The sequence below is a fragment of the Flammeovirga agarivorans genome (genome assembly GCF_012641475.1).
GTDB classification, from domain to species: Bacteria; Bacteroidota; Bacteroidia; order Cytophagales; family Flammeovirgaceae; genus Flammeovirga; species Flammeovirga agarivorans.
This window is the reverse complement of the sequence record NZ_JABAIL010000005.1, coordinates 131,971-156,726: the sequence shown is the minus strand read 5'-3', so window position 1 is coordinate 156,726 and position 24,756 is coordinate 131,971. Positions and strand designations below refer to the sequence as shown.

The 24,756-nt window shown below is 34.0% G+C and carries 20 protein-coding genes and 5 tRNA genes; 8 read left to right on the top strand and 17 right to left on the bottom strand.

Going from position 1 to position 24,756, the window contains the following annotated elements:
• Positions 1-77 precede the first annotated feature (77 nt).
• From HGP29_RS16730 to hslV, 3 genes are all read right to left on the bottom strand, one after another.
• Positions 78-461 (bottom strand): hypothetical protein, encoded by a 384-nt coding sequence (locus HGP29_RS16730; RefSeq protein ID WP_168883578.1) that lies wholly within the window; start codon positions 459-461, stop codon positions 78-80.
• 189 nt (positions 462-650) lie between these two features.
• Positions 651-1,547, bottom strand: coding sequence for a 1-aminocyclopropane-1-carboxylate deaminase/D-cysteine desulfhydrase (locus HGP29_RS16725; protein ID WP_168883577.1), 897 nt, complete (start codon positions 1,545-1,547; stop codon positions 651-653).
• A gap of 9 nt (positions 1,548-1,556) precedes the next feature.
• A complete protein-coding gene (gene hslV / locus HGP29_RS16720) occupies positions 1,557-2,105 on the bottom strand; it encodes an ATP-dependent protease subunit HslV (protein WP_168883576.1) in 549 nt (182 codons plus the stop codon).
• A gap of 243 nt (positions 2,106-2,348) precedes the next feature.
• Here hslV and HGP29_RS16715 point away from each other — a divergent pair, with 243 nt between their 5' ends.
• Positions 2,349-4,952 (top strand): M1 family aminopeptidase, encoded by a 2,604-nt coding sequence (locus HGP29_RS16715; protein WP_168883575.1) that lies wholly within the window; start codon positions 2,349-2,351, stop codon positions 4,950-4,952.
• Positions 4,953-5,024: 72 nt separating this feature from the next.
• On the opposite strand, the gene nadD is transcribed toward HGP29_RS16715, so the two are convergent.
• The 8 genes from nadD to HGP29_RS16675 all read right to left on the bottom strand — a co-directional run bounded on the left by nadD (position 5,025) and on the right by HGP29_RS16675 (position 9,254).
• The gene (nadD, locus tag HGP29_RS16710; RefSeq protein WP_168883574.1) at positions 5,025-5,603 is read right to left on the bottom strand and encodes a nicotinate (nicotinamide) nucleotide adenylyltransferase; all 579 of its coding nucleotides are present in this window, start codon (positions 5,601-5,603) and stop codon (positions 5,025-5,027) included.
• Positions 5,604-5,607: 4 nt separating this feature from the next.
• Positions 5,608-6,282, bottom strand: a complete 675-nt coding sequence (gene mnmD / locus HGP29_RS16705) for a tRNA (5-methylaminomethyl-2-thiouridine)(34)-methyltransferase MnmD (protein WP_168883573.1) — start codon at positions 6,280-6,282, stop codon at positions 5,608-5,610.
• A gap of 83 nt (positions 6,283-6,365) precedes the next feature.
• A complete protein-coding gene (locus HGP29_RS16700) occupies positions 6,366-8,462 on the bottom strand; it encodes a peptidylprolyl isomerase (protein WP_168883572.1) in 2,097 nt (698 codons plus the stop codon).
• A 247-nt stretch (positions 8,463-8,709) separates the two neighbouring features.
• Positions 8,710-8,782: transfer RNA gene (locus HGP29_RS16695), tRNA-Gly, on the bottom strand.
• Between the two features lie 29 nt (positions 8,783-8,811).
• A tRNA-Leu gene (locus HGP29_RS16690) sits at positions 8,812-8,895 on the bottom strand.
• A 62-nt stretch (positions 8,896-8,957) separates the two neighbouring features.
• Positions 8,958-9,030, bottom strand: a tRNA-Gly gene (locus HGP29_RS16685).
• A gap of 29 nt (positions 9,031-9,059) precedes the next feature.
• Positions 9,060-9,143 (bottom strand) — tRNA-Leu (locus tag HGP29_RS16680).
• Positions 9,144-9,181: 38 nt separating this feature from the next.
• Positions 9,182-9,254: transfer RNA gene (locus HGP29_RS16675), tRNA-Gly, on the bottom strand.
• 335 nt (positions 9,255-9,589) lie between these two features.
• Here HGP29_RS16675 and HGP29_RS16670 point away from each other — a divergent pair.
• Entirely contained in the window at positions 9,590-9,955 is a 366-nt protein-coding gene (locus HGP29_RS16670; RefSeq protein WP_168883571.1) for a hypothetical protein, read from the top strand.
• Here HGP29_RS16670 and HGP29_RS16665 read toward each other — a convergent pair.
• Entirely contained in the window at positions 9,952-11,664 is a 1,713-nt protein-coding gene (locus HGP29_RS16665; RefSeq protein WP_168883570.1) for a tetratricopeptide repeat protein, read from the bottom strand. The two genes, HGP29_RS16670 and HGP29_RS16665, sit on opposite strands and share 4 nt — an antisense overlap.
• Positions 11,665-11,770: 106 nt before the next feature.
• Positions 11,771-12,133 (bottom strand): response regulator, encoded by a 363-nt coding sequence (locus HGP29_RS16660; protein WP_168883569.1) that lies wholly within the window; start codon positions 12,131-12,133, stop codon positions 11,771-11,773.
• Between the two features lie 531 nt (positions 12,134-12,664).
• On the opposite strand from HGP29_RS16660, the gene recQ reads away from it, so the two are divergent.
• Both recQ and era read left to right on the top strand, forming a co-directional pair.
• A complete protein-coding gene (recQ, locus tag HGP29_RS16655; protein WP_168883568.1) occupies positions 12,665-14,818 on the top strand; it encodes a DNA helicase RecQ in 2,154 nt (717 codons plus the stop codon).
• A 56-nt stretch (positions 14,819-14,874) separates the two neighbouring features.
• The gene (gene era, locus HGP29_RS16650; protein ID WP_168883567.1) at positions 14,875-15,768 is read left to right on the top strand and encodes a GTPase Era; all 894 of its coding nucleotides are present in this window, start codon (positions 14,875-14,877) and stop codon (positions 15,766-15,768) included.
• A gap of 67 nt (positions 15,769-15,835) precedes the next feature.
• Here era and HGP29_RS16645 read toward each other — a convergent pair whose 3' ends face one another.
• From HGP29_RS16645 to HGP29_RS16630, 4 genes are all read right to left on the bottom strand, one after another.
• On the bottom strand, positions 15,836-16,648 hold the full coding sequence (locus tag HGP29_RS16645) for a hypothetical protein (protein ID WP_168883566.1): 813 nt from the start codon (positions 16,646-16,648) through the stop codon (positions 15,836-15,838).
• Positions 16,649-16,659: 11 nt separating this feature from the next.
• Positions 16,660-18,138 (bottom strand): BatD family protein, encoded by a 1,479-nt coding sequence (locus tag HGP29_RS16640; RefSeq protein ID WP_168883565.1) that lies wholly within the window; start codon positions 18,136-18,138, stop codon positions 16,660-16,662.
• Between the two features lie 443 nt (positions 18,139-18,581).
• Positions 18,582-19,520: a tRNA epoxyqueuosine(34) reductase QueG gene (gene queG, locus HGP29_RS16635; protein WP_168883564.1), complete on the bottom strand. Its 939-nt coding sequence runs from the start codon at positions 19,518-19,520 to the stop codon at positions 18,582-18,584.
• Positions 19,520-19,879: an Hpt domain-containing protein gene (locus HGP29_RS16630; protein ID WP_168883563.1), complete on the bottom strand. Its 360-nt coding sequence runs from the start codon at positions 19,877-19,879 to the stop codon at positions 19,520-19,522. The genes queG and HGP29_RS16630 overlap by 1 nt, the downstream gene beginning before the upstream one ends.
• Before the next feature lie 579 nt (positions 19,880-20,458).
• On the opposite strand from HGP29_RS16630, the gene HGP29_RS16625 reads away from it, so the two are divergent.
• The 4 genes from HGP29_RS16625 (at position 20,459) to HGP29_RS16610 (ending at position 24,744) form a co-directional block, all read left to right on the top strand.
• The gene (locus HGP29_RS16625) at positions 20,459-21,118 is read left to right on the top strand and encodes a peroxiredoxin-like family protein (protein WP_168883562.1); all 660 of its coding nucleotides are present in this window, start codon (positions 20,459-20,461) and stop codon (positions 21,116-21,118) included.
• A gap of 161 nt (positions 21,119-21,279) precedes the next feature.
• On the top strand, positions 21,280-21,591 hold the full coding sequence (locus HGP29_RS16620; RefSeq protein WP_168883561.1) for a DUF4286 family protein: 312 nt from the start codon (positions 21,280-21,282) through the stop codon (positions 21,589-21,591).
• Between the two features lie 15 nt (positions 21,592-21,606).
• Entirely contained in the window at positions 21,607-23,631 is a 2,025-nt protein-coding gene (locus HGP29_RS16615; protein ID WP_168883560.1) for a protein-disulfide reductase DsbD family protein, read from the top strand.
• Between the two features lie 180 nt (positions 23,632-23,811).
• Positions 23,812-24,744, top strand: a complete 933-nt coding sequence (locus HGP29_RS16610) for a polysaccharide biosynthesis/export family protein (protein ID WP_168883559.1) — start codon at positions 23,812-23,814, stop codon at positions 24,742-24,744.
• Positions 24,745-24,756 lie beyond the last annotated feature (12 nt).

The following is a 24,756-nucleotide window of genomic DNA, read 5'->3' as shown; positions in this document are numbered from 1 at the left end:
AAGTTTTTAGAAAATAATAAGGCAATCCTACTACAGATTGCCTTAAAACACATAAAATGTGGTGTGTAATTAGTTATCTAATCTCTTAAAACATAATAATATGTTCCTTCGGAAGACATGATCAAATCTGCTTTTTGTGCAATTTGGTCTAAATCAACATCATGCACATCTCCATTATGGTAATGAACTAACCTAAAATCCTCTGAACTATATACGTATACTTCAGATACTTTTGTGATTTCATCTTTCAAAGCTTCGTTTTCATTGTAATTAGTAATCCCCCAATCCAATTCATCTAATGTATGCTCTAAGTTTTGAACATAATGTGGACCTAAAGATTCTAATACTGAATATTCCTCATGCGAATACTCTTGAGCGTTGATTTTTTCTAGTTCCTTATTCTGAGCGAATAATAAAGAAGATGCCAATAATAGTGTAGTGAATAAGAATGTAGTTTTCATGATAGTGTGTTTTTTGGTTGTGACTTCTATAGCCTTATACGTTTTTTAGCAGTGTCAGATACTTTTTATTTGACCCTTGTATGTAATATTTACTTTGTTTTTCCAATAAGTTTAAAATATGTTAATTTTATCAAAAAAACAAGTTTTAAAGGTAGAAAAACAGCTTTTAACACTATCAAAACCAATATTCTACGACCTATTAATCTGTAAACCTCCAGAATGTAATGCTACTATATTTGATCCTTTTGGAAATAATCCTTTTTTAATCATATCAAATACTCCAAACATCATTTTTCCTGTATAAATACGCTCGAGCTCGATGTTATATTTTTGATTAAAAAGTGCCATAAACTCCATTAATTCAGGTTTCTTTTTGGCATATCCACCAAAATGATACTCCAAGTTTAATGTCCATTCTGGAAAGCTGTTTCTGCCTTTCACTGATGAAATAAATTCATTGATATCTTCATAAAGAAAATCACCACCTTTTAGAGCAGGAAAACCTATTACTTTTGTTTCGCTTGATATTGAAGTGATCAAACCTGCCAAAGTACCTCCGGTACCACAAGCTGCGCATAAGTAATCAATGTTGTGATCAAATTGATTTAATTCTTCTCCTAACTCTGCAACGCCAGCTAACGCTAAATCATTTGAACCTCCCATGGGAGCCATATAAAAGTCTCCAAAAGTATTTTTTAATTGAGGTATAGCAGAACGATAGTCACGGAATGAAGTACGGTCTAAATAAGTTAACTGCATTCCTTGTGATTTTGCAAAAGCTAAAGTTGGATTTAAAGGAAGGTGTTCTTCTCCTCTAATTACACCAATCGTCTTTAAACCATATAACTTACCTGCTGCGGCAAAAGCATGAATATGATTAGAATAAGCACCTCCAAATGTCAAAATTGTATCATATCCGTCTTCTTTAGCTTTTAAAAGATTATACTTCAGTTTTCTCCATTTATTTCCCGATACTTCCGGATGGGTTAAATCGTCACGCTTTACAAAAAGACGAACCCCATTCTCGATGAGAACAGGGTCCTTTATTTCTTGCATGGGAGTGTTTTCCTTAGGTAAACTTTCCATGTCTAATATTTATTGCTTTACAGTATCAATCACAAAATTGTGGTTCGTATAGATACAGATATCAGCGGCAATACTAAGGCCTTCTCTTACCATTTCCTCTGCTGTTAAGTCTGGAGCATGCTTCTTTAATGCTAATGCTGCCGACTGAGCGTACATACTACCCGATCCAATAGCTGCAATATCATGGTCTGGTTCAATAACATCACCAGTACCAGAAATGATTAAAACATCATTTTTATCTGCAACGATCATCATTGCTTCTAATTTTCTTAAATAACGGTCAGTTCTCCAATCCTTTGCTAATTCGATAGCAGCTCTCTTCATATTTGACTCTCCAAAAGCGTTTAATTTCTCTTGGAAACGTTCCATTAAAGTAAATGCGTCAGCAGTTGATCCAGCAAATCCACAAAGAATTTTACCACCCATTAAAGTTCTGACTTTTTTTACATTGCTTTTTGCTACTGTATTTCCAAAAGTAGCTTGTCCGTCTGCTCCTAATGCTACCTGTCCATCCTTTTTAATAGCAAGGACGGTAGTTGATCTAAATTTCTTTTCCATAGTTTTTATGTTTTTGTTTATCTGATCACCAATAAGCGACCCATGTGTTTGATCATCGACAAATTGTCAGTTTTATAAGGTTGAAAAAGGAAAATCGAATATTAATTAAATGATTTGTACCTATTTTGTCATATTCTCTATCAATATCTTTAATACTCTCGATTTTCTGAAGTATTTTCAATACGATTTAAAGAAAAAACTCGAAAAAGTTCTAGTGAACTTTATATCATCAAATAATTACATATGATCTTTAATTACAAACATGCCGTAATAAGTGCTATACTATTAGGGTCTACAATGCAAGCCTGTAAAACTACACAGCCTGCTGCAAATGGTCAAAGTGATATCGGCCAAGCCCAAATAGATGAAACTATACTTATTGAAGATACTACTACACAAGAAAATGTTGACCAAACCCCGGAATGGGTAGCAAAGAAAGGACCTTATCATGCTGCATATGATCAAGCATTTAAGATCCTTCATACACAATTAAAAGTGAGCTTTAACTGGGAGAAACAGCATATGAATGGAGATGCTGTTATTACATTACAACCGTATTTTTATCCACAAAGTGATATTATCCTTGATGCCAAACACTTCGATATACATAAAATCGAGCTTGTAGATAAACAGAATAAGTCAATTACGGCTCTTGAGTACACCTACGATAGTTTACAACTAAATATAGCTTTAGATAAAGAATATAGTAGTGATGAAACTTGTCACCTACATATTGTTTACACTGCAAAACCTAACGAAAGACAGTCTCATGGTAGTGAAGCTATCACTGATGATAAAGGTTTATATTTTATCAATCCATTAGGTGATGAAATAGGAAAACCACAACAGATTTGGACACAAGGTGAAACCCAAGCCAACTCATGCTGGTTCCCTACATTCGATCACCCTAATGTAAAGATGAAGCAAGATATCTTTATGACTGTACAGGATAAATATGTCACTTTATCGAATGGTAAATTAGTATCACAACAAAAAAACAGTGATGGTACTAGAACAGATCATTGGAAACAAGAACTACCACACTCTGTATACTTAGCAATGATGGCTGTTGGTGACTTTGCTGTTGTGAAAGATGAATGGAGAGGAAAAGAGGTTAGTTATTATGTAGAACCAGCTTATGAAAAGTACGCCAGAACAATCTTTGGTAGTACTCCTGAAATGATGGAATACTTCTCCAACCGTTTTGACTATCCTTTCCCTTGGGCTAAATATTCACAAATTATCATCCGTGATTTTGTGTCTGGTGCTATGGAAAATACAACAGCCTCAACATTTATGGAGTCTGTACAAGTCGATGATAGAGAAAAGCTAGATCAGGATTGGGATTTTATCGTTGCTCACGAGTTATTCCACCATTGGTTTGGAGACTTAGTAACCACTGAATCTTGGGCAAATCTTCCGTTAAATGAATCTTGGGCGAACTATAGTGAATATCTATGGAGAGAATACAAGAATGGAAAAGATGAAGCAGATTTTGCGTTACAGTCTGAACTAGAAAGTTATCTATATGAATCTGAAACTAAGCAAGAACCTCTGATCAGGTATCATTACATCAATAGAGAAGATATGTTCGATAGTCATTCTTATGCTAAGGGTGGGTATATCTTAAATTTATTTAGAAATACAATCGGGGATGATGCCTTCTTTAAAGGGGCTTCTATTTATTTAAAATCCAATGAATTTAAAGCTGCAGAAATTGCCAACCTTAGACTTGCCTTTGAAGAAGTTACAGGACAAGATTTAAACTGGTTCTTTAATCAGTGGTTTATGAGTGCAGGCCATCCTGATTTTTACATCAAAGATTCTTATGTTGATGGAAAAGTAAAACTATTAGTTCAACAACAACAAGATCCAGAATATACTCCAATCTACAGAATACCGACTAAAGTGAAATTCTGGTGGAATGATGGTAAATCGGAAGAAAGAAAAATGACGATCACAAAAGCATCAGAAACATTCCAATTTATGTTTGATCAACAACCTGATCTAGTCATCTTTGATCCCGATCATATCATTCCTGGAGTTTTTGACCACTCTAAATCACCACAAGCTTATACACTTCAAGCTAAATATGCTGAAAATGTAATGCATAGAGTAGAAGCAATTGAAAAGTTAGGAGAGTCTATTGTTGCTGATACTTCTGTTATTCCAACTTTATTGACTTTTATGGATGATAAGTTCTGGGGTATTAGAGAAACAACAGTAGCCGTATTTGATCAGTACCAAGGTACAGGAGATATTTCTGAGGTAGTAAAGAAAATGCGTACGATGGTACTAAAGGATGATAACGCATCTGTGAGAGCAACTGCACTTAGTGTATTGAGCAGTATTGATGAACAATTTATCGAAACAGCAAAAATCGCAATGAATGATAGCTCTTATGCTGTTGTAGCTACAGCATTGTATGCTTCATCTTCAATAGAAGGACCTAGTATTCTACCAAAAGCAGAACAATTTGAAGATGCTAAAAACCCTAATATCGTTTTTGTACTTTCGTTAATCTATACAGACCTTGCTGTAGAAGGCAAACTAGATTGGTTCGATAAGAAACTGACAGAAATGAATGATCAGTTTAGACAATATATGTTCAGATCTATGACAGGATATATATTGACATTAAAAACTGACGAGGATAAAGAAAAAGCAGCCGATATTATTTTAAAATATGCAACGAATAAAGGTTCTAGTACTAACACCAAAATTGCAGCTTACCAAGCTGTAAGTCCTTTATTAGATAATGAAGCTATTAAGAATAGAGTAACAGAAGCTATTAATGCGGAGAAAAATGACGATGTAAAACAGATGTTGTCCGAACAAGGGTATTAATTGTAATCCTATTCTTTTCAAATAAAAAAAGGATTCCATATCAATATTCAGATATGGAATCCTTTTTTTGTTTTAGTCTTGGTAGAAATGTTTACTAGTTATCAATTCTCTTACCCCTTCAGGAACAAGGTATCTTATATCTTTATTCTCTTTAATAGCATTTCTAATATATGTCGCTGAAATATCTACCATAGGTGCCTCTATGAGTTTTACATGAGGATGATCTTTTAGATCTGAAGGCTTTGACTTAGGCCTTGGATACACTAATAAACCATAATCATTTAATATCACTTCATGATTCTTCCATTTCTTGAACCCCGCTAAATTATCCTCCCCAACTATCAATTTAAAATTATGCATAGGATTCTTTTCTGATAAATACACTAGAGTATCTACAGTATAGCTAGGTTTAGGCATTCTAAATTCGATATCTGATGCCTTAAAGTTAAAATTGTTTTGGATTGCAGCATTTACCATATCCAAACGATCAAATTCATGCAATAAAGAACTTCTCTTTTTGAATGGATTTTGAGGAGAAACGACAAACCAAACTTCATCTACCTCTCCACTTTGAACCATCGCATTTGCCAAAATTAAATGACCAACATGAATAGGGTTAAATGACCCAAAGAATAAACCTGTTTTTCTCATGATCCTATTTTTTCCAACCTCTTAGCATTTCTCTTTTACCAGGAGGGCCTGGATATCTTTCTACCTCATATCCTACCTCTACCAAATCTCTCCTAAGCTGTCCTTTTGCACAATATGTAACAAATATGCCTTCTTGAGCCGTGTAGTTGTAAGTTTTCTTCAAGTTATCTACAGACCAAACCTCAGGTTGTTTATTTGGAGCAAAAGCATCAAAAAAGATCACATGAAAATAATCTTTATCAGCTGAAAGATCTTCCAGAGTAGATTCCTTTTTAATGATGGTAAAATTAGGTAAGATCGATACTTCCTTTTCCCACTCACAAGAGTGAAGTTCCTCGAAATACGGTGTAAGCTCTTCAGATAAGAGTGATTTATAATTTAAACCATCAATCAAATCTGAAGACAAAGGAAAAGGTTCTAGGGTAGTATAATTGATCTTTACATGGGGATGAAGCAGTGCCTGTTCTATCATAAGAATAGCATTTAATCCTGTACCCATTCCTACTTCCAAGATATTTACTTCTTCTTTCCCTTCATAAATAGCTTCAAAACCTGATTTGATAAAAACATATCTAGATTCTGTCAATGCTCCATGTGAAGAGTGATATGTCTCGTTCAGTACTTCATTAAACAATGAACTGGATCCATCGTTGGTTTCTATAATCTTAATATTGCCCATAGTACAAAATTAAACAGGAAGTCTAAAAAGCAAAAAGACCACCCTTGTGAGGTGGCCTTTTATATATTTTATTAATAAAATTCTTAGAAGAACTTATAACGATCATCTTGAACGTCTGATAAATCCTTAACTGCTTCTAAGATTTTATAGTTTGCAGATCTAGAGTATCTACCTTCAACTTGACGTTGGTAGATAGTGTAATCAGCAGTTTCTAAAGCTTTGTTTGCTTTTCTAACTTTTACGATGATTACGCTGTTCTCATCAACGATTGGAGCAGATTGCTCACCTTCTTTCAATCCAAAAGCAGTACCGATTGCCTTAGGTGCAATTCCGATTCCTTGGATAGAAACATCATTCAACGATAAATCGCTAACGATATCTGTTTTAGCACCGTTACCATAAGATTTAGCCATAGCAGCTAAATCACCTTTAGCACCAGCTAACTTGTTTTTGATATACTCAGCTTTTGCTTGCTTAGTCGCTTGAACTTTAGCTTCGCTTTTTACAGCATCAAAGTTAGCAACACCTTCCTCACGAGCAGAAAGAATAGTAGCAACTACGAAACGATCGTCTAAGTCAAATACTTCAGACACTTCATTTACGCTACCTTCATTGTATGCCCAACGGATTACTTGTCTTACTGAGTTACCTCTTAAGCTGTTGATGTAAGTAGCAGTTGGAGCAATTGTTAAAGCTTGCTCAATAAAGATTTTCTCTTCTTCAGCAATTTTTTCGAAATCACTTCTTCCACCTTTTGTTTTAGCAGCAAACACCGAAGCTTTTCTGTATGCTTCGTTAATTGTAGCATCTGAAGGAGTTAACTTCTTCTCTACAATTGCCAAGTCATACATCTTTTTCGTTTTAGTTTCAGTTACTTTAATGATATGGTAACCAAATTGAGTTTTAATAACTCTTGAGATTAAACCTGTTCTTCTTGCAGAGAATACTGCTTTATCAAACTCTTTTACCATTCTACCTTCAGTGAACCAGTTTAAGTCACCTCCGTTAGCTTTAGTAGTAGGAGCAGCATCACCTGTTTTCTTTGCTAACTCTTCGAAGTTTTCACCACCTTGGATCTTTCTTAAAGTAGCATAAGCTTCTTTCTTAGCAGCAGCATCGTCTTGATCGTTTTTGAATAAGATATGAGATGCTCTTGCTGAATAAATAGTATCTTCTGATGTACCTGTAATTTTGTAGATTCTAGAAGCTCCAGCCGCAAAGTAAGGTCCATAGATTTCACCTACTTGAAGATCTTCGCTCAACATGTAAGTTGGAACACCTGTCATGTTTACAGTCATCAAGTTTGTAGCTCCTTCAGAGTGAGAATCTACAAATGCAGTATCGTTAGAAGTTGTAGCAAACGTACGCTTTAGGTTTTTCATCTCAGCTTCTAAGTTTTTCTTATCCACTTCTGATGGCTCAACTTTAAAACTAACAAATTCGATACCTCTGTTAGCATCACGCTTGAACTCCTCTTCATGAGAACTGTAGTATGCTTTAGCATCCGCATCAGTTACGTTTACTAAAGAATCAGCAACTGCGTAAAAAGGAACGTTTAAGTAAGCAATTTCTACTTTATCGTTTTGCTTTTCATATTCTTTCTTACCTTCTAAATCAGAAGCGTAATAAGTTCTTGACATTAGGTTCTCGTATTTTACTCTGCTACGAGAAGTTTTTAGCTGTTGCTCGAAGTTCAAGAATTGTTGGTACTGTTGTGAATTAGCACCTTGTTGCTTCAACATACTTAAGTATTGTTGAATATTTTCTTTTGAAACTTGTCCTGTCGAGTCTCTGAAATATTGACCAAATTGTGGGTCGATGTTGTTACCAGAAATAATATCGTCTAATTCCTCTTGAGAAATAGTAACACCCAAATCTTCCATTTGTTGACCGTAAGCAACACGGTAGATTAACTCATTCCATGCCATTTGACGAACACCTTGTAATTGTTGCTCGTTAGGAGGCGTAGGATAGTTTGCCTTAATAGCATCTACAATCTCTGTAAATTCTCTTAATTCGATTTCATCCCCTCCAATAACTCCTACAATTTGCTTGTTTCTTCCAAGTAATGTAGAGTTAGGTGACAATAAATCGCCACCGACCATAAATAGAATCAGACCTATTGCGATCAATCCGACAGCAACGCCAGATTTTTCTCGGATCTTCGTAATGATTGCCATGATAAAATTATAAATGCTTTATATATGAATCCTTTATAGTTTTTAAGTTCCTTAATGCTCGTTCAGTGTCACTACACAAAAAATCAACACCCAAAAAAACTTCAATTGTTCGTTGACCAAGCAGAATTAAAAACATGCAAATGTAACAAGTATTACTATTGCAACACAAATTAATACAAAAAAATGTACAGATAACACCAAAAAGAAAAAAAAAAGCCTAGCAGATAAAATCTACTAGGCTTTTTTGAGCGAAAAACGGGGTTCGAACCCGCGACCTCAACCTTGGCAAGGTTGCGCTCTACCAGCTGAGCTATTTTCGCATTGTCACTTCTGCGGTACAAAAGTTTTGTACCAGGAGTGGGAATCGAACCCACACGAGGTTGCCCTCACAAGATTTTAAGTCTTGCGCGTCTACCAGTTCCGCCATCCCGGCTCATCTATCAGACTGATAAATGAAATATTTTAAAAATTTTGAAGACGTTTTCTTCAAATTCGAGCGAAAAACGGGGTTCGAACCCGCGACCTCAACCTTGGCAAGGTTGCGCTCTACCAGCTGAGCTATTTTCGCATTGTCACTTCTGCGGTACAAAAGTTTTGTACCAGGAGTGGGAATCGAACCCACACGAGGTTGCCCTCACAAGATTTTAAGTCTTGCGCGTCTACCAGTTCCGCCATCCCGGCCCAATCATCCGATTGGAGATGAAAGGATTTCATTTTTGAGCGAAAAACGGGGTTCGAACCCGCGACCTCAACCTTGGCAAGGTTGCGCTCTACCAGCTGAGCTATTTTCGCTTATTTAGTTCCTTTCATCAGGTGCTTTCCGTTGAAAGCGATGCAAAGGTAAGCCGACTTTTTATATTTCCAAAATTTATTTCAAAAAAAGTAATAAACGAATGTCAACGCATTGATAATCACATTCATTTTATTAAAAATAAAAAATCTCCTAAAACATTAAATGAAACTTATCGATTTACGTTTATTATGGATGACATCACAAATAGAGTAATTATCCTCTATATCTTTGTGACGAAAGAAATTCTTGCTTATATCATTATGTTTTAATCCACTAAAACTATTTTTTAATTAGATATATGGAAAGATTTCATTACTTTTAATGAATATAAATTATGGCAATTTCAACATATCCTATGGATTTCAGTTTCACAGATACACTATTCGAAGGAGATAAAGAGGGATACATTGATTTTCTTTCTATCTCGATTGACGAATTTGAGTCAGACTTTCCAAAACTTAAATTGGCTTTAGAAGATAGAGATTCTGACTTATTCAGTGCAGTTAAACACAAATTCAGCACAAGACTACATACTTTCAACCTTGAGACTTTAGAAAAATTTATGTCTGAAGTGGGAGCGAACTACAAAGAAGATGTTAACTCTGTTGACCCTGTTATGGCTTGGGCAGAATTAGAGCGTCATCTACGTAATATTCTTGATACTTTGAATGAGAAGTTAACAGAGATTAAAAATAACTAAGGATAATTTTCCTTTGAAGATAAATAGACCTGTATCTCGCGTGCGTAACTATCGTAGCGACGGGACAGGTCTTCTTTATTTAACTCTGCGTAGTAACGAGATAGGTTGAGGTTTGCCAATAAAGCTACCTCATTTTTTTTAGAAAATAATTGAGGTGCTAAACGTATCGGTTTACTGTAATATTTTTCTACAGCTTCCTGTTCCAGACCTTGAGCAAAAGCAATGTTTCCTAGCAAAAGATAACACCCTAAAGTCTTGATATAATCCCTGCCATAATTCGTAGAGTAATACACCAAAAGTTGCTCTGCAAAGTAATTTGCAGAATCATATTCTAGAGCACTTAGATGGATCATTGTCAGATTATTAAATGCTATCGCTTTCCACCTACTTTCTCTATCATCTTCTAACTCTAATACTTTGTGATATAAGTCTTCAGCGTCTGTTGTATCGCCTTTCATTAAGAGCAATCCTGCCAGATCTATTTGCTGAACAATAAACTGAGTACTATCTTTTTCTGTACCTAAATCCCACTCAATAGCATATGCTTTATTGGTATATATTTCTGCTTGTTCAAAGTAGTTTAACTTGGTCTGCGTTCTAGAAATTTTATGCATTATACTCGCAGCTTTCAAGTTTTCTTCCCCAAAGTATTTTTGGTTCACAGAAAGTGCTTTTTCATATACATTATTGGCTAAAGAATCTTGCTTAACTCTCTCCATCTTCTCACCAATAGTAATGTACCAATCTGTAATTGTCGCTATTTCTTCTAAGGAGTTTTGATTGGTAATATAGGCATCATCATACAATACATCATACCATTTACAGGCTAGAGAATATTCCCTATTTCCAAAAAAGGTATCTGCCAGAAAGCGTTCATATTTTTGTCTACGTTCTGTCGTCCCAATATTACCTTTTAATATTTTGACAGCTTTTACAGCATAAATATCAGCACTATCAAATTCGGATTTTTGGATATACAGATCTATTAATTGCTCATATACATTTTCAAGTTCCAAAGCATTTTTACCAAATACTTTTTTAGCAATCATCTCAGACCTCAATAAATTTTGTTGTGCTTTTTTGAATGAACCTGTGGCTGTTTGGGCTACTGCGATGCGATTTAATATTTCTACCATATCTGCTCGGTACTCTGTATCCATTTTTGCTATAATATTCGATGCTTTTGTATAGTAACTACTAGAAGTACCGAAGTTTTTAACCTCAAAATGGAATGTACCTAACGTCATGTAGACATTAATCAAATTATAATAATGATTCGTCCCCTCTGATTGCTCATAAGATTCTGCAGCTTGCTCGTAATAGTTTATTGCAATGTTAGACAATTGGTGATGTCTAAATATCTGAGCAAGATAAATATACATATCACCAATAAACGCATAATTAGGGGAGGGCTGAGACCTTAAAATGGAAAGACCTTGCTGAATATATTGGGATGCAATGTTAGAAAATCCTCTGTCAGCAAACTTCTCTGCTATTCGTTTATGAAGTAATACAATTCTTTCGTCTGTATTACTATAAGTATCTTTGGCTATTTGAATTACGCTATCCGCAACTTGTTGTGCTTCAATATGGTAATTATAGGATAATAAAGAATCTAAAGTGTATTGTATCTCTGATACATCATGTTCTTTTATCTTAATAGAATCGTTCTCAGCTACTTGTGCAGATGAAAAAAAAGGTAAAAGCATGAAAACACATATCCCAATCCCTACAATCCAGCATCTATATATTTTCTCTACTTTCACCTTTACATTATATATCGTCAAGTTTATCCTTTATTTGAAGGATAATGAATTATTTGATCTCGTTTAGTTTTGCAGGTGTTAATGGCTTAATGATAATACCTGCTACTTGGCTATATTGTTCTGCCTTCTTTCTATCATCTAAAGTTACTTCTGCAGATAACATGTATACTTTTTCAGGATTCACTCCTTTATCTGCCAATTGATCTAGAAAGTCCCACCCAGTACTAGGAGGCATATTGATATCCAAAAACACTAATTCCGGCTGTACATCATCCCAAGATTGAGCAGCAGTATCCACATCTAAAAAAGTGACCACATTTTCACCAAAATTTGTTTTCTCTATCATTTTACGACAGATCATATTATTTGTTGGATCGTCATCGATCACAAATACGTTTTTATAATTACTCATAAGTAGATTTTTCAAATATTAAGCAGAGACGTCTTTTTCTCTTGTAATTTGAATAGAAGACAAATTTATAAAATCTTTTATGTTTCCTGATTATAAAAATAAAGATATAAAAAAAGGTGAGTAAAACTCACCTCCTTTCTAACCAATTCAATTATTTAAACTTCCATCGAAATCTTTCATTTTTGATGTTTTACATCAAAAGTGAGAAACCATAACATTTTTGCATTTTTCGTAAAAAAAATGCCTTTTGTTTGATTTCTTATTTGTAAACATATTATAATATTGACTTTTTCACAAGAAAACAATATAAAATTTTAAGATTTAGCATTAAAAAAATCAAATTATATCTTATTTATAATCAAAACACTATGCACACCACTATTAAACACTATAGACTTACTAGAGTAATTGAATTTTAGTGAATTATCGTTCAAAATAATTTTTACAAAATATTACGAATCTCTTATTATCTATTTGAGATCGTCATTTCAGGATTGTAACTTGCTTCGAAATTCTGTATAAATTAAATCAATGAATATTTCCACTGCTCAACAAGCCCTAAAGCATTTTTTTGGGTACGACCGATTCAGACCTATGCAAGAGGATATCATTATGAATGTTCTTGCAAAAAAAGATACCGTGGTTTTAATGCCTACTGGTGGTGGTAAATCTATCTGCTACCAAATACCTGCGATTATTTCACAAGGCACAGCCATCGTGATTTCTCCTCTTATTGCGTTAATGAAAGATCAGGTTGAAAGCCTTAAAGCAAATGGTGTTAATGCAGCATATTTAAACAGTACACAATCTTATGTAGAGCAAAGGGAAATAGAAGAGGAGTTTAGAACAGAACGACTCAAGCTTTTATATGTATCTCCTGAAAAGTTACTAGCTCCGGCATTTTTAGATTTCATGTGCCGTATGAACATTAGCTTTATCGCAATTGATGAGGCACACTGTATTTCTCAATGGGGGCATGATTTTAGACCTGAGTACACACAACTTACCTCATTAAGACAAAGGTTACCACATATTTCTTTTGTAGCTCTTACCGCCACTGCAGATAAGGCTACTAGAAATGATATCGCCAGTCAACTAAGCATGAATGATCCTAAGATGTTTATTTCATCTTTCGATAGACCAAATCTTAGTTTAAGAGTAGAAGCAGGGCAAAAAAGAATTGAGAAGATTATTCAGTTTTTAAGAGAAAGACCTAATCAATCAGGTATTGTTTATTGCTTATCTCGAAAAAATACAGAATCACTAGCCAATAAATTAAGAAACGCGGGGTATAACGCGACCTATTATCATGCAGGTATGCCGACACATGAAAGGTCAAGAGTTCAAGAAGCGTTTATAAAAGATGATACACCTATTATTTGTGCAACTATTGCCTTTGGTATGGGTATCGACAAACCCAATGTGAGATGGGTTATACATTATAACCTTCCTAAGAATATGGAAGGTTACTACCAAGAAATCGGTAGAGCTGGTAGAGATGGACTTCCTTCTGACACATTATTATTCTACACTTTTGCAGACGTCATGCAATTAAGAGAGATGGTGAGTGACTCAGGACAACATCAACTCCAGTTATCTAAGCTTGAACGAATGCAGCAGTATGCTGAAACAAGAACTTGTCGAAGACGAATTCTATTAAGTTATTTTGGAGAGACTTTAGAAAAAGACTGTGGAAACTGTGATGTATGCAGAAACCCTCCAGAACTATTTGATGGTACTGTTATCGCACAAAAAGCAATGTCTGCAGTAATTCGGGTGAAAAGAGAAATGAATAAAAGCCTTTCAGCAGGTATGCTGATTGATATTCTAAGAGGATCCAGAAGAATAGACTTGGTTAATGCTGGCTACGATCGTATCCGAACGTATGGTGCAGGAAATGATATCAGTTACGATCATTGGCAATTGTATTTACAACAAATGCTTAATCTCGGGTTGATTGAAATTGCCTATGATCATCATAATACTTTTAGGGTGACCAAAACTGGAGAACAAGTACTAATGGGTAAGTTTCCGGTAAATTTTGCAAAACTATCACAGTTCAAAAGTACACCTTCTACTAAAGCACCAACTAAAAAGATTTCTGCCAAAGAGCAATTGGCTACCGACTTGTTCGAAGAGCTTAGAGTACTTCGTAAAAATATTGCTGATAAAGAAAATATACCTCCATATGTAGTATTTAACGATGCTACATTAAAAGATATGGCAGAAAAAATGCCTGTATCAGTTATGGATATGATGGAAATATCTGGTGTTGGTGAAACAAAATTGAAGAAGTATGGCAACCAATTTATCGGAGCGATTGTCAGTTTTATTGTTAGAAAATCTAAAGCTGGCTTCAAAATAAAAGGAAGTACCTCATTATTGACTTATGAGCTCTATAAAAAGGGCTTAAGTATTCATGAAATTGCTCAACAACGTAAGCTTCAAGATCAAAGTATTTATAATCATCTGGCCAACCTCTATGAGATGGGTTATACTATAGACATCTTCCAATACATCACAGGAGAACAATTGGAAGCAGTAGCTGATGCAGTACGAAATCTTGGACCTAATACAGGAGTTAAGGCTATTTTTGATTACTTTAACGGAGAACTACCATATATCAGCATTTATTTTGGGTTAGCTCATACAAAACGTATGCTACAAGCAACCATCAAATCATAGATTAATCTGACAGAATTATTGATCAAAAAAATTAAAGAATAATATAGAAATACATCATGGATGAGGGAAAGAAACATAAGGCCGGTTTTGTAAGTATTGTAGGTAAGCCAAACGTTGGTAAGTCTACACTTATGAATGAACTTGTAGGGGAAAGGTTATCAATCATTACATCAAAAGCTCAAACTACTCGTCATAGAATTATGGGGATTTTAAGTACTGATGATTATCAGATTGTCTATTCTGATACTCCAGGTATTATTAACCCAAAGTATGAGTTACATGAGTCTATGATGAACTTTGTAGATAACTCATTGAATGATGCAGACGTTATTCTTTTTGTTACAGATATTTTTGAACAATTTAAGGAGAAAGATGCCCTTATTAAGTTAGAAAAGGCAAAAGCTCCAATCATTGTGATTATCAATAAAATCGATCTTGCTAAACAAGACGATGTACTAACAAAAGTGCAGTATTGGCAAGAAAAGCTGAACCCTAAAGTAATTATGCCTGTTTCAGCCCTTCATGGCTTTAATGTAAATGTGATTTTGGATGAGATCCTAAACCTTATTCCAGAACATGAAGCTTTTTATGACAAGGAAGAACTAACCGACAAGCCTATGCGCTTCTTTGTTGCTGAAATTATTCGAGAAAAAATATTCCTTCATTATAAAGAAGAAGTACCTTACTCTTGCGAAGTGGTTGTAGAAAGCTATAAAGAAACTCCTGACCTTGTAAAGATCAGAGCTACAATTATGGTAGAAAGAGATAGCCAAAAAGGTATTATTATCGGAAAAGGCGGTGTTAAACTGAAGCATGTTGGAGCCGACTCTAGAAAGGAAATCGAGAAATTTATTCAGAAGAAAGTTTTCTTGGAAACGCATGTAAAAGTAGATGCAGATTGGCGTAAGAACGATAAGAGTCTTAAAATGTTTGGTTATAAAAATGACTAAAAATAAAAACCCTCTTCTATTACTGTTAATATAGAAGAGGGTTTTCTTTTTACAATAGAACGAGCAATTACTCTACTTTAAAAGTAATCTGTGCTAATGTATTATTTCTCCTTTGATCAAAACCTGATACTCTCAAATCATATAAACCTGTATCAGGGAAACTATACATTTCCGAAATATCAAATTGACCTGCACCCGGCACTGGATCAACAAGAGCAAAATCATGGATTAGTGAGTCATAATATCCACTTTCCTCAATTTCATCAGGCATTCTCCAATACATCAACATCTCACATTGGTTCATATTATTATCCAAATCATCCATGTAAGCATTAATTGTAATACTATTAGCTTGCTGATGAGTAATTGTATCTATTTCGTATTCAGGAAACTTAAAGTAAGGAGCAAAATTCTTGAATTCAATTGGAATCCTAGAGACCTGACTTTCATTTAATGCTCTATCTTTTGCTTGGATATAAATTTCATATTCTCCTGTACCAGCAAATAAAGAACCTGTTGTTTGTCCTGAAGCAACCGTAAATGTTTGATAAATTTCTGTCTGAGCACCTGCAATAGCAAACGTATCTTCATAGACTAAATAAGCTGGAAACCTTAAACCAGGAGAGTCATCTGTTCCTTTGTATTCAAAACCCAACTTATAAGAGAGAAGATTATAATCATCTACAAAATATGCCGTTACAATTAAGTCAGTACTTAATGTATCTACCATAACTTCTCCAGTACCATCTTCACCGTTCACTGTGTACTCTCTAATTTCTGGAGCTGTAGTATCTACAAATTTCTCACAAGAGAAGAATAACCCCAAGAATAATGGTAAAACAGCGTTTATATATTTTTTAGAGAAATGTTTTCTCATCATAATTCAAAATTCTAGAACTTCTTTACTAAAAAGAAGATAGTCAGACCAATTGATATAACCACAAAGATGTTTAAAATAATTTGAATCCAATTGGTATTATCCATAGATACAATCGAATTGTCTGCATTTCGCATTGCATCGTAGAAAGATCCTAAATCTGTTTTAGATATCTGAGCATCTCTTAGGCTTTTTCCTTCCACAACAATTGTCACTTCAGGATGAAGCATTTCATATTTTTTTGTACGAGGATTAAAAATTGGCAACTCAATATATTCTCCTAAATTATATTCTCCTGGTTCCTGTGGCTCGATATAATATTGGTAAGTTTTAGCACCAACGACTCTACCATTTGCTCTATTAATATTCTGAGACACACTTGGTGGATAAAATAACAGATCTTCTGTTTCCTTTAAACTAGGTTCTCTGATTGAAGAAATATTTCCTTCTCCTTCAACTCTAAATTCAAGTGTTACACTTTCTCCTGTTTTAAGTTTTGCTGTACTGATCTCTTCTCTTAATCGATAGTTACCAACACTAGCTACGCTCTTTAAAGGATTATCTGGAAGCGGTTTTACTTTTATCGTCTTTCCTCGAGATTTAAAGATTTGATGATCTTCTTTTCTATTTCTCCCAAAAAATGATTGACGTTGTGCCACCTGGTACTTAATCATTTCAAGTTCTGTAGGAGGGATAACAATATCTTCTGAGTTTAATGGATAAAACATTGCCTCATAAATCTTATACTGACGATACGATTTTCCATTTATTGTTACATATTCAGGATGAATCGACTCAATATTAAAATTTTCTTCCCAACAGTTTCTTGGTTTTACTTGCTTTAAGATTTTGGTAACCTGTTCATCGATTTTATAAAACTCTAACTCGGCTCTATTAGTAACAGATACATAAAAAGAAACATCCATTCTAAACCCTTCACCTCTATAAACAGAAGATTTATCTGTGCTTACAGAATAGAAGGCATCAGCTTTCACATCAATAAAGTCTTGTTCTTGCTGTTGCTTTCCGAAAGAACTTCCTCCTCCCCAAAAATCAGCAAATGGATCATATACTTGTCTCTGAACTGGGACTCCCACTTTAATGGTAGTACCCGGGTTAGATACAGATTTTCCATTTACAGTCATCGTAAAAGCGTTCAACTTAAAAGTACCTTGTTTTGTAGGCTGATAAAGTTGAGTAATACTCTGTTGAGTAGAAACTTGTCCATTTACAATTGATGTCTGACTAGAAGAAGATGGTCTACCTTTTCTAAAACCAGGGATATCTGGGAAAGACGAATACTTAGTTAAACGGCCATTTTTAACCGTTAATGTGATTTCGAAGTTCTCATTCTGACCTATATCTGTTTTACCTAAAACAACAGAAACGGTTTGAGACATCCCTTGAAAACTGACTAAAAGTAAACTAAATAGCAGTATTGTAAATGATGAAATCGATAATTTGCTGTATGCTACTAACTTATTTCTTTTCATATTGTAAAGATGTAGATTAGCTTCAAGAAAAAATGTAAAAAAAAACTAAAAAATAAATATTTCTTCAATAAAACGTAACAAATACACTATTTTTAACGTTATTGATAATGGAAGTAAAAAATGACTTATTTTTATATTCCGATTTTTCTAAAATAACCAAGTAACACAACCCGATCATGCTTGAATATTCTAAGATAATTTTAAAGAAAGTGGCCTTTGATCGCCATCTTTTTTTGAAAGAACTAAGAAAATCATTGGGAATTTTATCAATTAACGAAGTTTTATCCTTAAGAACATGGGGTAAATCTAATTTTCCTAACTACGCTTTTGTGATTCAAAATGAATGTAATAAACATATCAGTACCTACTCACTAGTAGGCTAATTAAAATTAAACATAAGAATAATAATATAAAGGATAAGTGATCAGCTTTGAGGTAGTTGATCACTTTTTTTGTGCAAAAGAAATATTTCTTTGTAGACCTTCGAACTTCGTTCTCTTTACTGCAGACTTCTTGAACAACTCTTTGAAAACATCTTCTGTTAGCTCAATCCAATCATTCTTGGTCATTCCTTCAAGGTTTTCGTGAGGGTTAAATTCTGGAGTCTGATGCTGTTTTGAGAATCTATTCCATGGACATACATCTTGGCAAATATCACAACCAAAAATCCAGTCGTTCATTTTACCTCGAAATTCAGTAGGAATTTGATCTTTGAGTTCAATCGTTAGATAAGAAATACATCGACTTCCATCTACAACACCTTTCTGAGGAATTGCATCTGTAGGGCAGGCATCAATGCACCTGGTACAGGTTCCGCAAAAATCTTTTACTGGAGGATCTGCTTCTAATTCGAGGTCAATAATTAGCTCAGAAAGGAAAAAGAAACTCCCCATTTGTCTATTTAATAGTAAGCTATGTTTTCCAATCCAACCAACACCTGCTTTTTGAGCCCATTGTCGTTCCATTACGGGAGCAGAATCGACAAATACTCTACCATTAACATCTCCTATTTCTGATTGGATAAACTTCACCAAATCTTTCAACTTTCGTTTTATTACATAATGGTAGTCTTCTCCATAAGCATATTTGGCTACTTTATAAGTATCCTGTTTACTAAAGTCTTTTTCTGGAAAATAATTATAAGATAGGACAACCACAGATTTAGCTCCTTCAACTAGTTTTGTCGGATCTAATCTCTTATCAAAATGGTTGGCCATATATCCCATCTCTCCATGCATACCTTGTTTCAGCCAATTTTCTAAATGGTCTGCTTCTTCCTCAAGAAAACCTGCTTTAGCAATACCGCACTCACTAAAGCCAAGTCTTTTTGCTTCAGCTTTAATGAGTGCGGCATTTTTATGTTTCTGTATTTCTTTATTCACTATGAGTTATTCATCTCCTTGACGGAGGCATTTCCACATTTTTCAATTTCTTCAATCAAATGATTTTTACGAATTAGTTGGGGATCTAAACTTTCTGCTTTTTGAGCGATAAACTGTAATCTTGAAGCACCTACAGTTGCTGCCATACCTTTTAATGTATGTAACGATCGCTTTACCTTCATCTTGCTATTCTGCGCAATACCCTGCCTTGTAGCATCCACTAAATCATGAACATCATTTCCAAAGGTTTCAATTAATAATTTCAATTGATCCTCTCTTGCAAAGGTCTTAAATTTTAACCAAACATTTTGCTTAAGTAAAGGTATACTACTGTATGTTTTAAAAAATAAAGTATCCATCAATACAAAAACCAAAGAAAATAGGTCTTCGTTTACTTCAGTACATATTGAAATTCTTCCTTTTCTATAATTTATTCATTCCTAACTCTATTTACTATACTTTATTACCTTATGGAACTTTTCTTATATCACTGATTTTCTTTCCCTTTCATAAATGAAGTCTTAAGAAGTACATTCAATAACTATCTTTCTTTTTCCTTTTGGACTATATCGTACATGTTGTTGAAATACGAAAAATTATAGCTACACAAATAAAGAACATAATTATCTACGTTTTATACTCTTCTTTAAATCAAACTATTAATAAAAATAGACAAACAATATCAGCAAGGTGTATATAATGTTAATAATAATACTCAATCAATTACACAAAGAACGTAATTAAATGCCATCTACTATAAAAAGGAAAAAACAACAACCTCCAAGGAAAAATAACCAATGGATATCAATTGATTAGCATCGATATTTGAATTGATAATAAAAACAAGCTTAACTATGAAATATCAAATCCTAATTTATTCACTTTTAATCTCCTTTTTTGGATGTAAAAGTGCCTTATCACCAATATCATCAAATTCAATGAACACTCAAGAAACCGAATCACTACAAAGTACTTTAGATCATCAGAAAGATAATTTCAATGCAAAAGCAGATGATCAGACAAAAAAAGTTTATCAAGAAGGACTTGATGCTATTGAAGAAAGTGGCATTACTTCTTCTGCAAAAAATATAGGTGATATTGCCCCCAATTTCACATTAAAAAATGCTGTAGGAGAAAACGTTTCTTTATCATCATATTTAGAAAAAGGAGCTGTTATCCTTACTTGGTATAGAGGTGGATGGTGCCCATATTGTAATTTAACATTGCACCGATTACAACAAGAATTACCTAATTTCAAAGCTGCAGGAGCTAATCTTTTGGCACTAACTCCTGAAGTTCCAGATAAATCATTATCAACATCTGAAAAACACCAACTTGATTTTGAAGTACTCAGCGATATCGACAATCAGGTAGGGAAAGAATATGGAATAGTCTTCAAACTAACACCTGAAGTAGCTAAAATCTACGAAGAGAAGTTTGGACTAAGTGAGTATAATGGAAATCAAGACAATGAACTTCCTTTAGCAGCTACCTATGTAATTAATCAACAAGGAGAAATTATTTATGCGTTTATTGATATTGACTACAGAAAAAGAGCTGAACCTAGCGATATCATCAATGCATTGAAAGTAAAATAGTTGATCTCTTTTACCGATAAGAAAAATATAAGTCAACTTTAATGGTGCTTTAGTATAAAACCTTATTTTTGAAGGATGTATGAAGTATGAGGAGTAAAAGTTTTCTAAACTATCTTATATAATTATTTTTACACTCAATATTTCGCAAATACTAAAGCATCATGATTATATATAACCTTTCCTTCCATGTAGAAGATGAAGTCTTACCTTCATGGAAACAGTGGATGAATTCTTTTTTTATACCAGCTGTAATGAAAAGTGAGTGTTTCACTCAATATAAATTAATGAAATTATTATCTGAGAAAGCAGAACAAGCAGGAACTAACTTCGCTCTTATGCTTGATGTGGATAACCTTGTTCAAGTGGACAAGTTTATGCGACAACATGAAATGGAATTACATACTGCTCTAAAAAATAAATTTGGAGAAAAAGTAAGTCAATTCCGTACCGTTCTCAGAGAAGAAAGCATTTAATCATATTATCCTAGCATGAAAAACTTTTTCAAATTACTTAACCTTACGTTTTTGCTCTTTATCACTTTTATGAGTGGAGCAAATGCACAACTTATCAATCCTGTAACTTGGTCAGCAAGTTTATCTAACAATGAACCGAAAGTTGGAGAAACTATTGAAGTAACTTTCAAAGCCAAAATCAAAGATGGATGGTATTTATATTCCAACGACTTTGATCCTGATTTAGGGCCAATGCTTACTACAGTAAAATATTCTGAAAATAATACCTATGAAGTTGTTGATGCTCTAAAAGCTATTCATCCTAAGAAAAAATATGATGACTTGTGGGAAGGTGATGTCACTTACTTTAAAAAAGAAGGAACATTTACTCAGAAGATTAAAATCTTAAATAAGGACTTTAAGATTGAAGTTAGTGTTTCTGGACAAAGCTGTTCTGATGAAACAGGGCAATGTATCCCATTAGAAAAGTCTTTCACCTTTGGTGATGCTAAAATCAGCAACACTCCTGCTGCTGACAATACTGAAAAAAAAACTATAAAAAGTGAAGATAAAGGTACTATAAAAGCAGTATCTTCAAGTGGACAAGATGATGAAGAAAGCCTTTTTGGTTTTATGTTATCTGCCTTCTTATTTGGGTTAACAGCTATTTTTACACCATGTGTTTTCCCAATGATTCCTTTAACTGTTTCTTTCTTTACGAATCAAAGTGGAGGTAAAGTAAAAGCATTCTTATACGGATTTTCAATCGTTGGTATTTATGGTTTCTTCGGTGCAGTATTAGCCCCATTAGCAGGTGATCCAAGTGTTGCAAATGCAATTTCCACACACTGGCTTCCGAATATCTTATTCTTTACCATCTTTATTGTATTTGCGATGTCATTCTTCGGAATGTTTGAAATCACTTTACCTAGTTCTTTGGTAAACAAGATGGATAAACAATCTGACAAAGGAGGTTGGGGAGCTGTATTCTTTATGGCCTTCACATTGGTACTTGTATCATTCTCATGTACTGGTCCTATTGTAGGTACTATTCTGATCGAATCTGTTGGTGGAGCTTACATTAAACCAATATTTGGTATGATAGCTTTTGCTACAGCTTTTGCATTACCTTTTACAATGTTCGCATTGTTCCCAGGGTTAATGAAAGGTTTACCTAAATCTGGTGGCTGGTTAAACTCTGTAAAAGTTGTTTTAGGTTTTGTTGAACTTGCATTAGCATTTAAATTCTTATCAACAGTAGATTTAGTATATCACTGGGGAGTACTAGATAAAGATATTATGGTAGCAATTTGGATTGCTATCACAATGATGCTTGGTTTATACCTTATCGGTAAAATCAGATTGCCACACGATTCTCCAATGGACACGATTAGTCCTCCAAGAATGATTTTAGCAACAGTGGTTTTCACCTTCATGATTTACCTAATTCCTGGTTTATTTGGTGCTCCTCTAAAATTATTATCAGGTATTCTACCGCCACAAACTCATCATACCTTTGATATCAAAGATATCATTCGTAGAGAGGTTGAAAATGCACAAATTTCTGGAAATGGAGACGCTCAAAATATGTTATATCCTATTAAATATGGAGAGATTTTCCACTTACCACACGGTTTAAAAGGATATTTCGATTATGAACAAGCACTAGAAGCATCAAAGAAATTTAATAAACCTATTTTCTTAGATTTTACAGGACATGGGTGTGCCAACTGTCGTAAAATGGAGGATAATGTATGGTCTGACCCAAGAGTATTGAAACGATTAAAAGAAGATTATATCGTATTAGCTCTTTATGTTGATGACCCTACAAAACTTCCAGAAGCAGAATGGATTACCTCTACTTTTGATGGTAACGTCAAAAAAACAATTGGTGCTAAAAACTTTGATTTCCAGATCACAAAATTCAATAGTAATGCACAGCCATTCTATTGCTTATTAGATTCAGATGGAAATTGGATGAAACCAGCACAAGCATACGATTTAGATGTAGAGAATTTCATTCAATTCTTAGATAACGGAATTAAAATGTATAAGAAATAAGACGATAATTCGAATAATTTCATTTTATCATCAAAATACTTTAGGTCCACTTCATATTTAATTTATGGAGTGGACCTTTTTTATTATTTTTACCTAAATCAGTATACTTCTGATATTTTTTCAACGTTTATTCTACACAGTTAAATCGCTAAACGAATAAGCCTCGAACAGAAATTCTACATGAAAGGCAATTTTATACAAAAAGATACTGTTTTCTACCTGATATTATTAACCATGACAATGCAATTGTCATCGTGTTCAATTAGAAAAAGTATTCTTTTCAAAACTGATGAAAGTATCAATCAAGAAGCGTTTATTTCTGCTGAAAACGCCGCTTTAAATAATTATACTATTGAGGTTGACGATTATATCGCAATGTCCGTTTTCACCAATAAAGGTGAGAAAATGGTAGATCCTAATGGAGATTTTATACAACCTAATCAGTTATTAAAACAAGGGAATACTAATGGAAATATGGGAAATAATACGATGTTGGAAAACCCAAACAGTGTTATGAATTCACCTCTTAGAGAAAATGGTGACGATCCCACGAAATACCTTGTGAAAAGTGATGGAACAGTAAATCTTCCTTTAGTTGGAAATGTTTCTTTAAAAGGCTTAACCCTTGAGCAAGCCAATAGAAAACTTGAAGAGCTATATAGTAAATATTATCAAGAACCTTATGTTGTTACTCAATATACCAACAAAAGGGTGATCGTATTAGGTGCGACAGGAGCTGAAATTGTTCCACTTAGAAGTGAGCATATGACTTTATTAGAAATCATTGCTTTGGCTTCTCAACAAAGTGCCACTAATGCTGCCAACTATGGTATTCCAGTTCAAAACGATATTATGGCTACCAATATAAGAATGGTTAGGCCTGATCCGGTACTTGGCTTCAACAAACCTGCAGTTCAACTTATTGACTTAAGCACCATACAAGGAATGGCAAAAGCAAACCTTAACGTGATGCCTAATGATGTTATTTACATAGAACCTCGCAGAAAGTCAGATACCAGAAACTTACAAGATCTGACGTTATTAGTAAGTGTTGTTTCAAGTGTTGTTTCACTTTATTTATTGATTCAGCAGATCTCAACACCTAACAACTAGAATTATATTCAT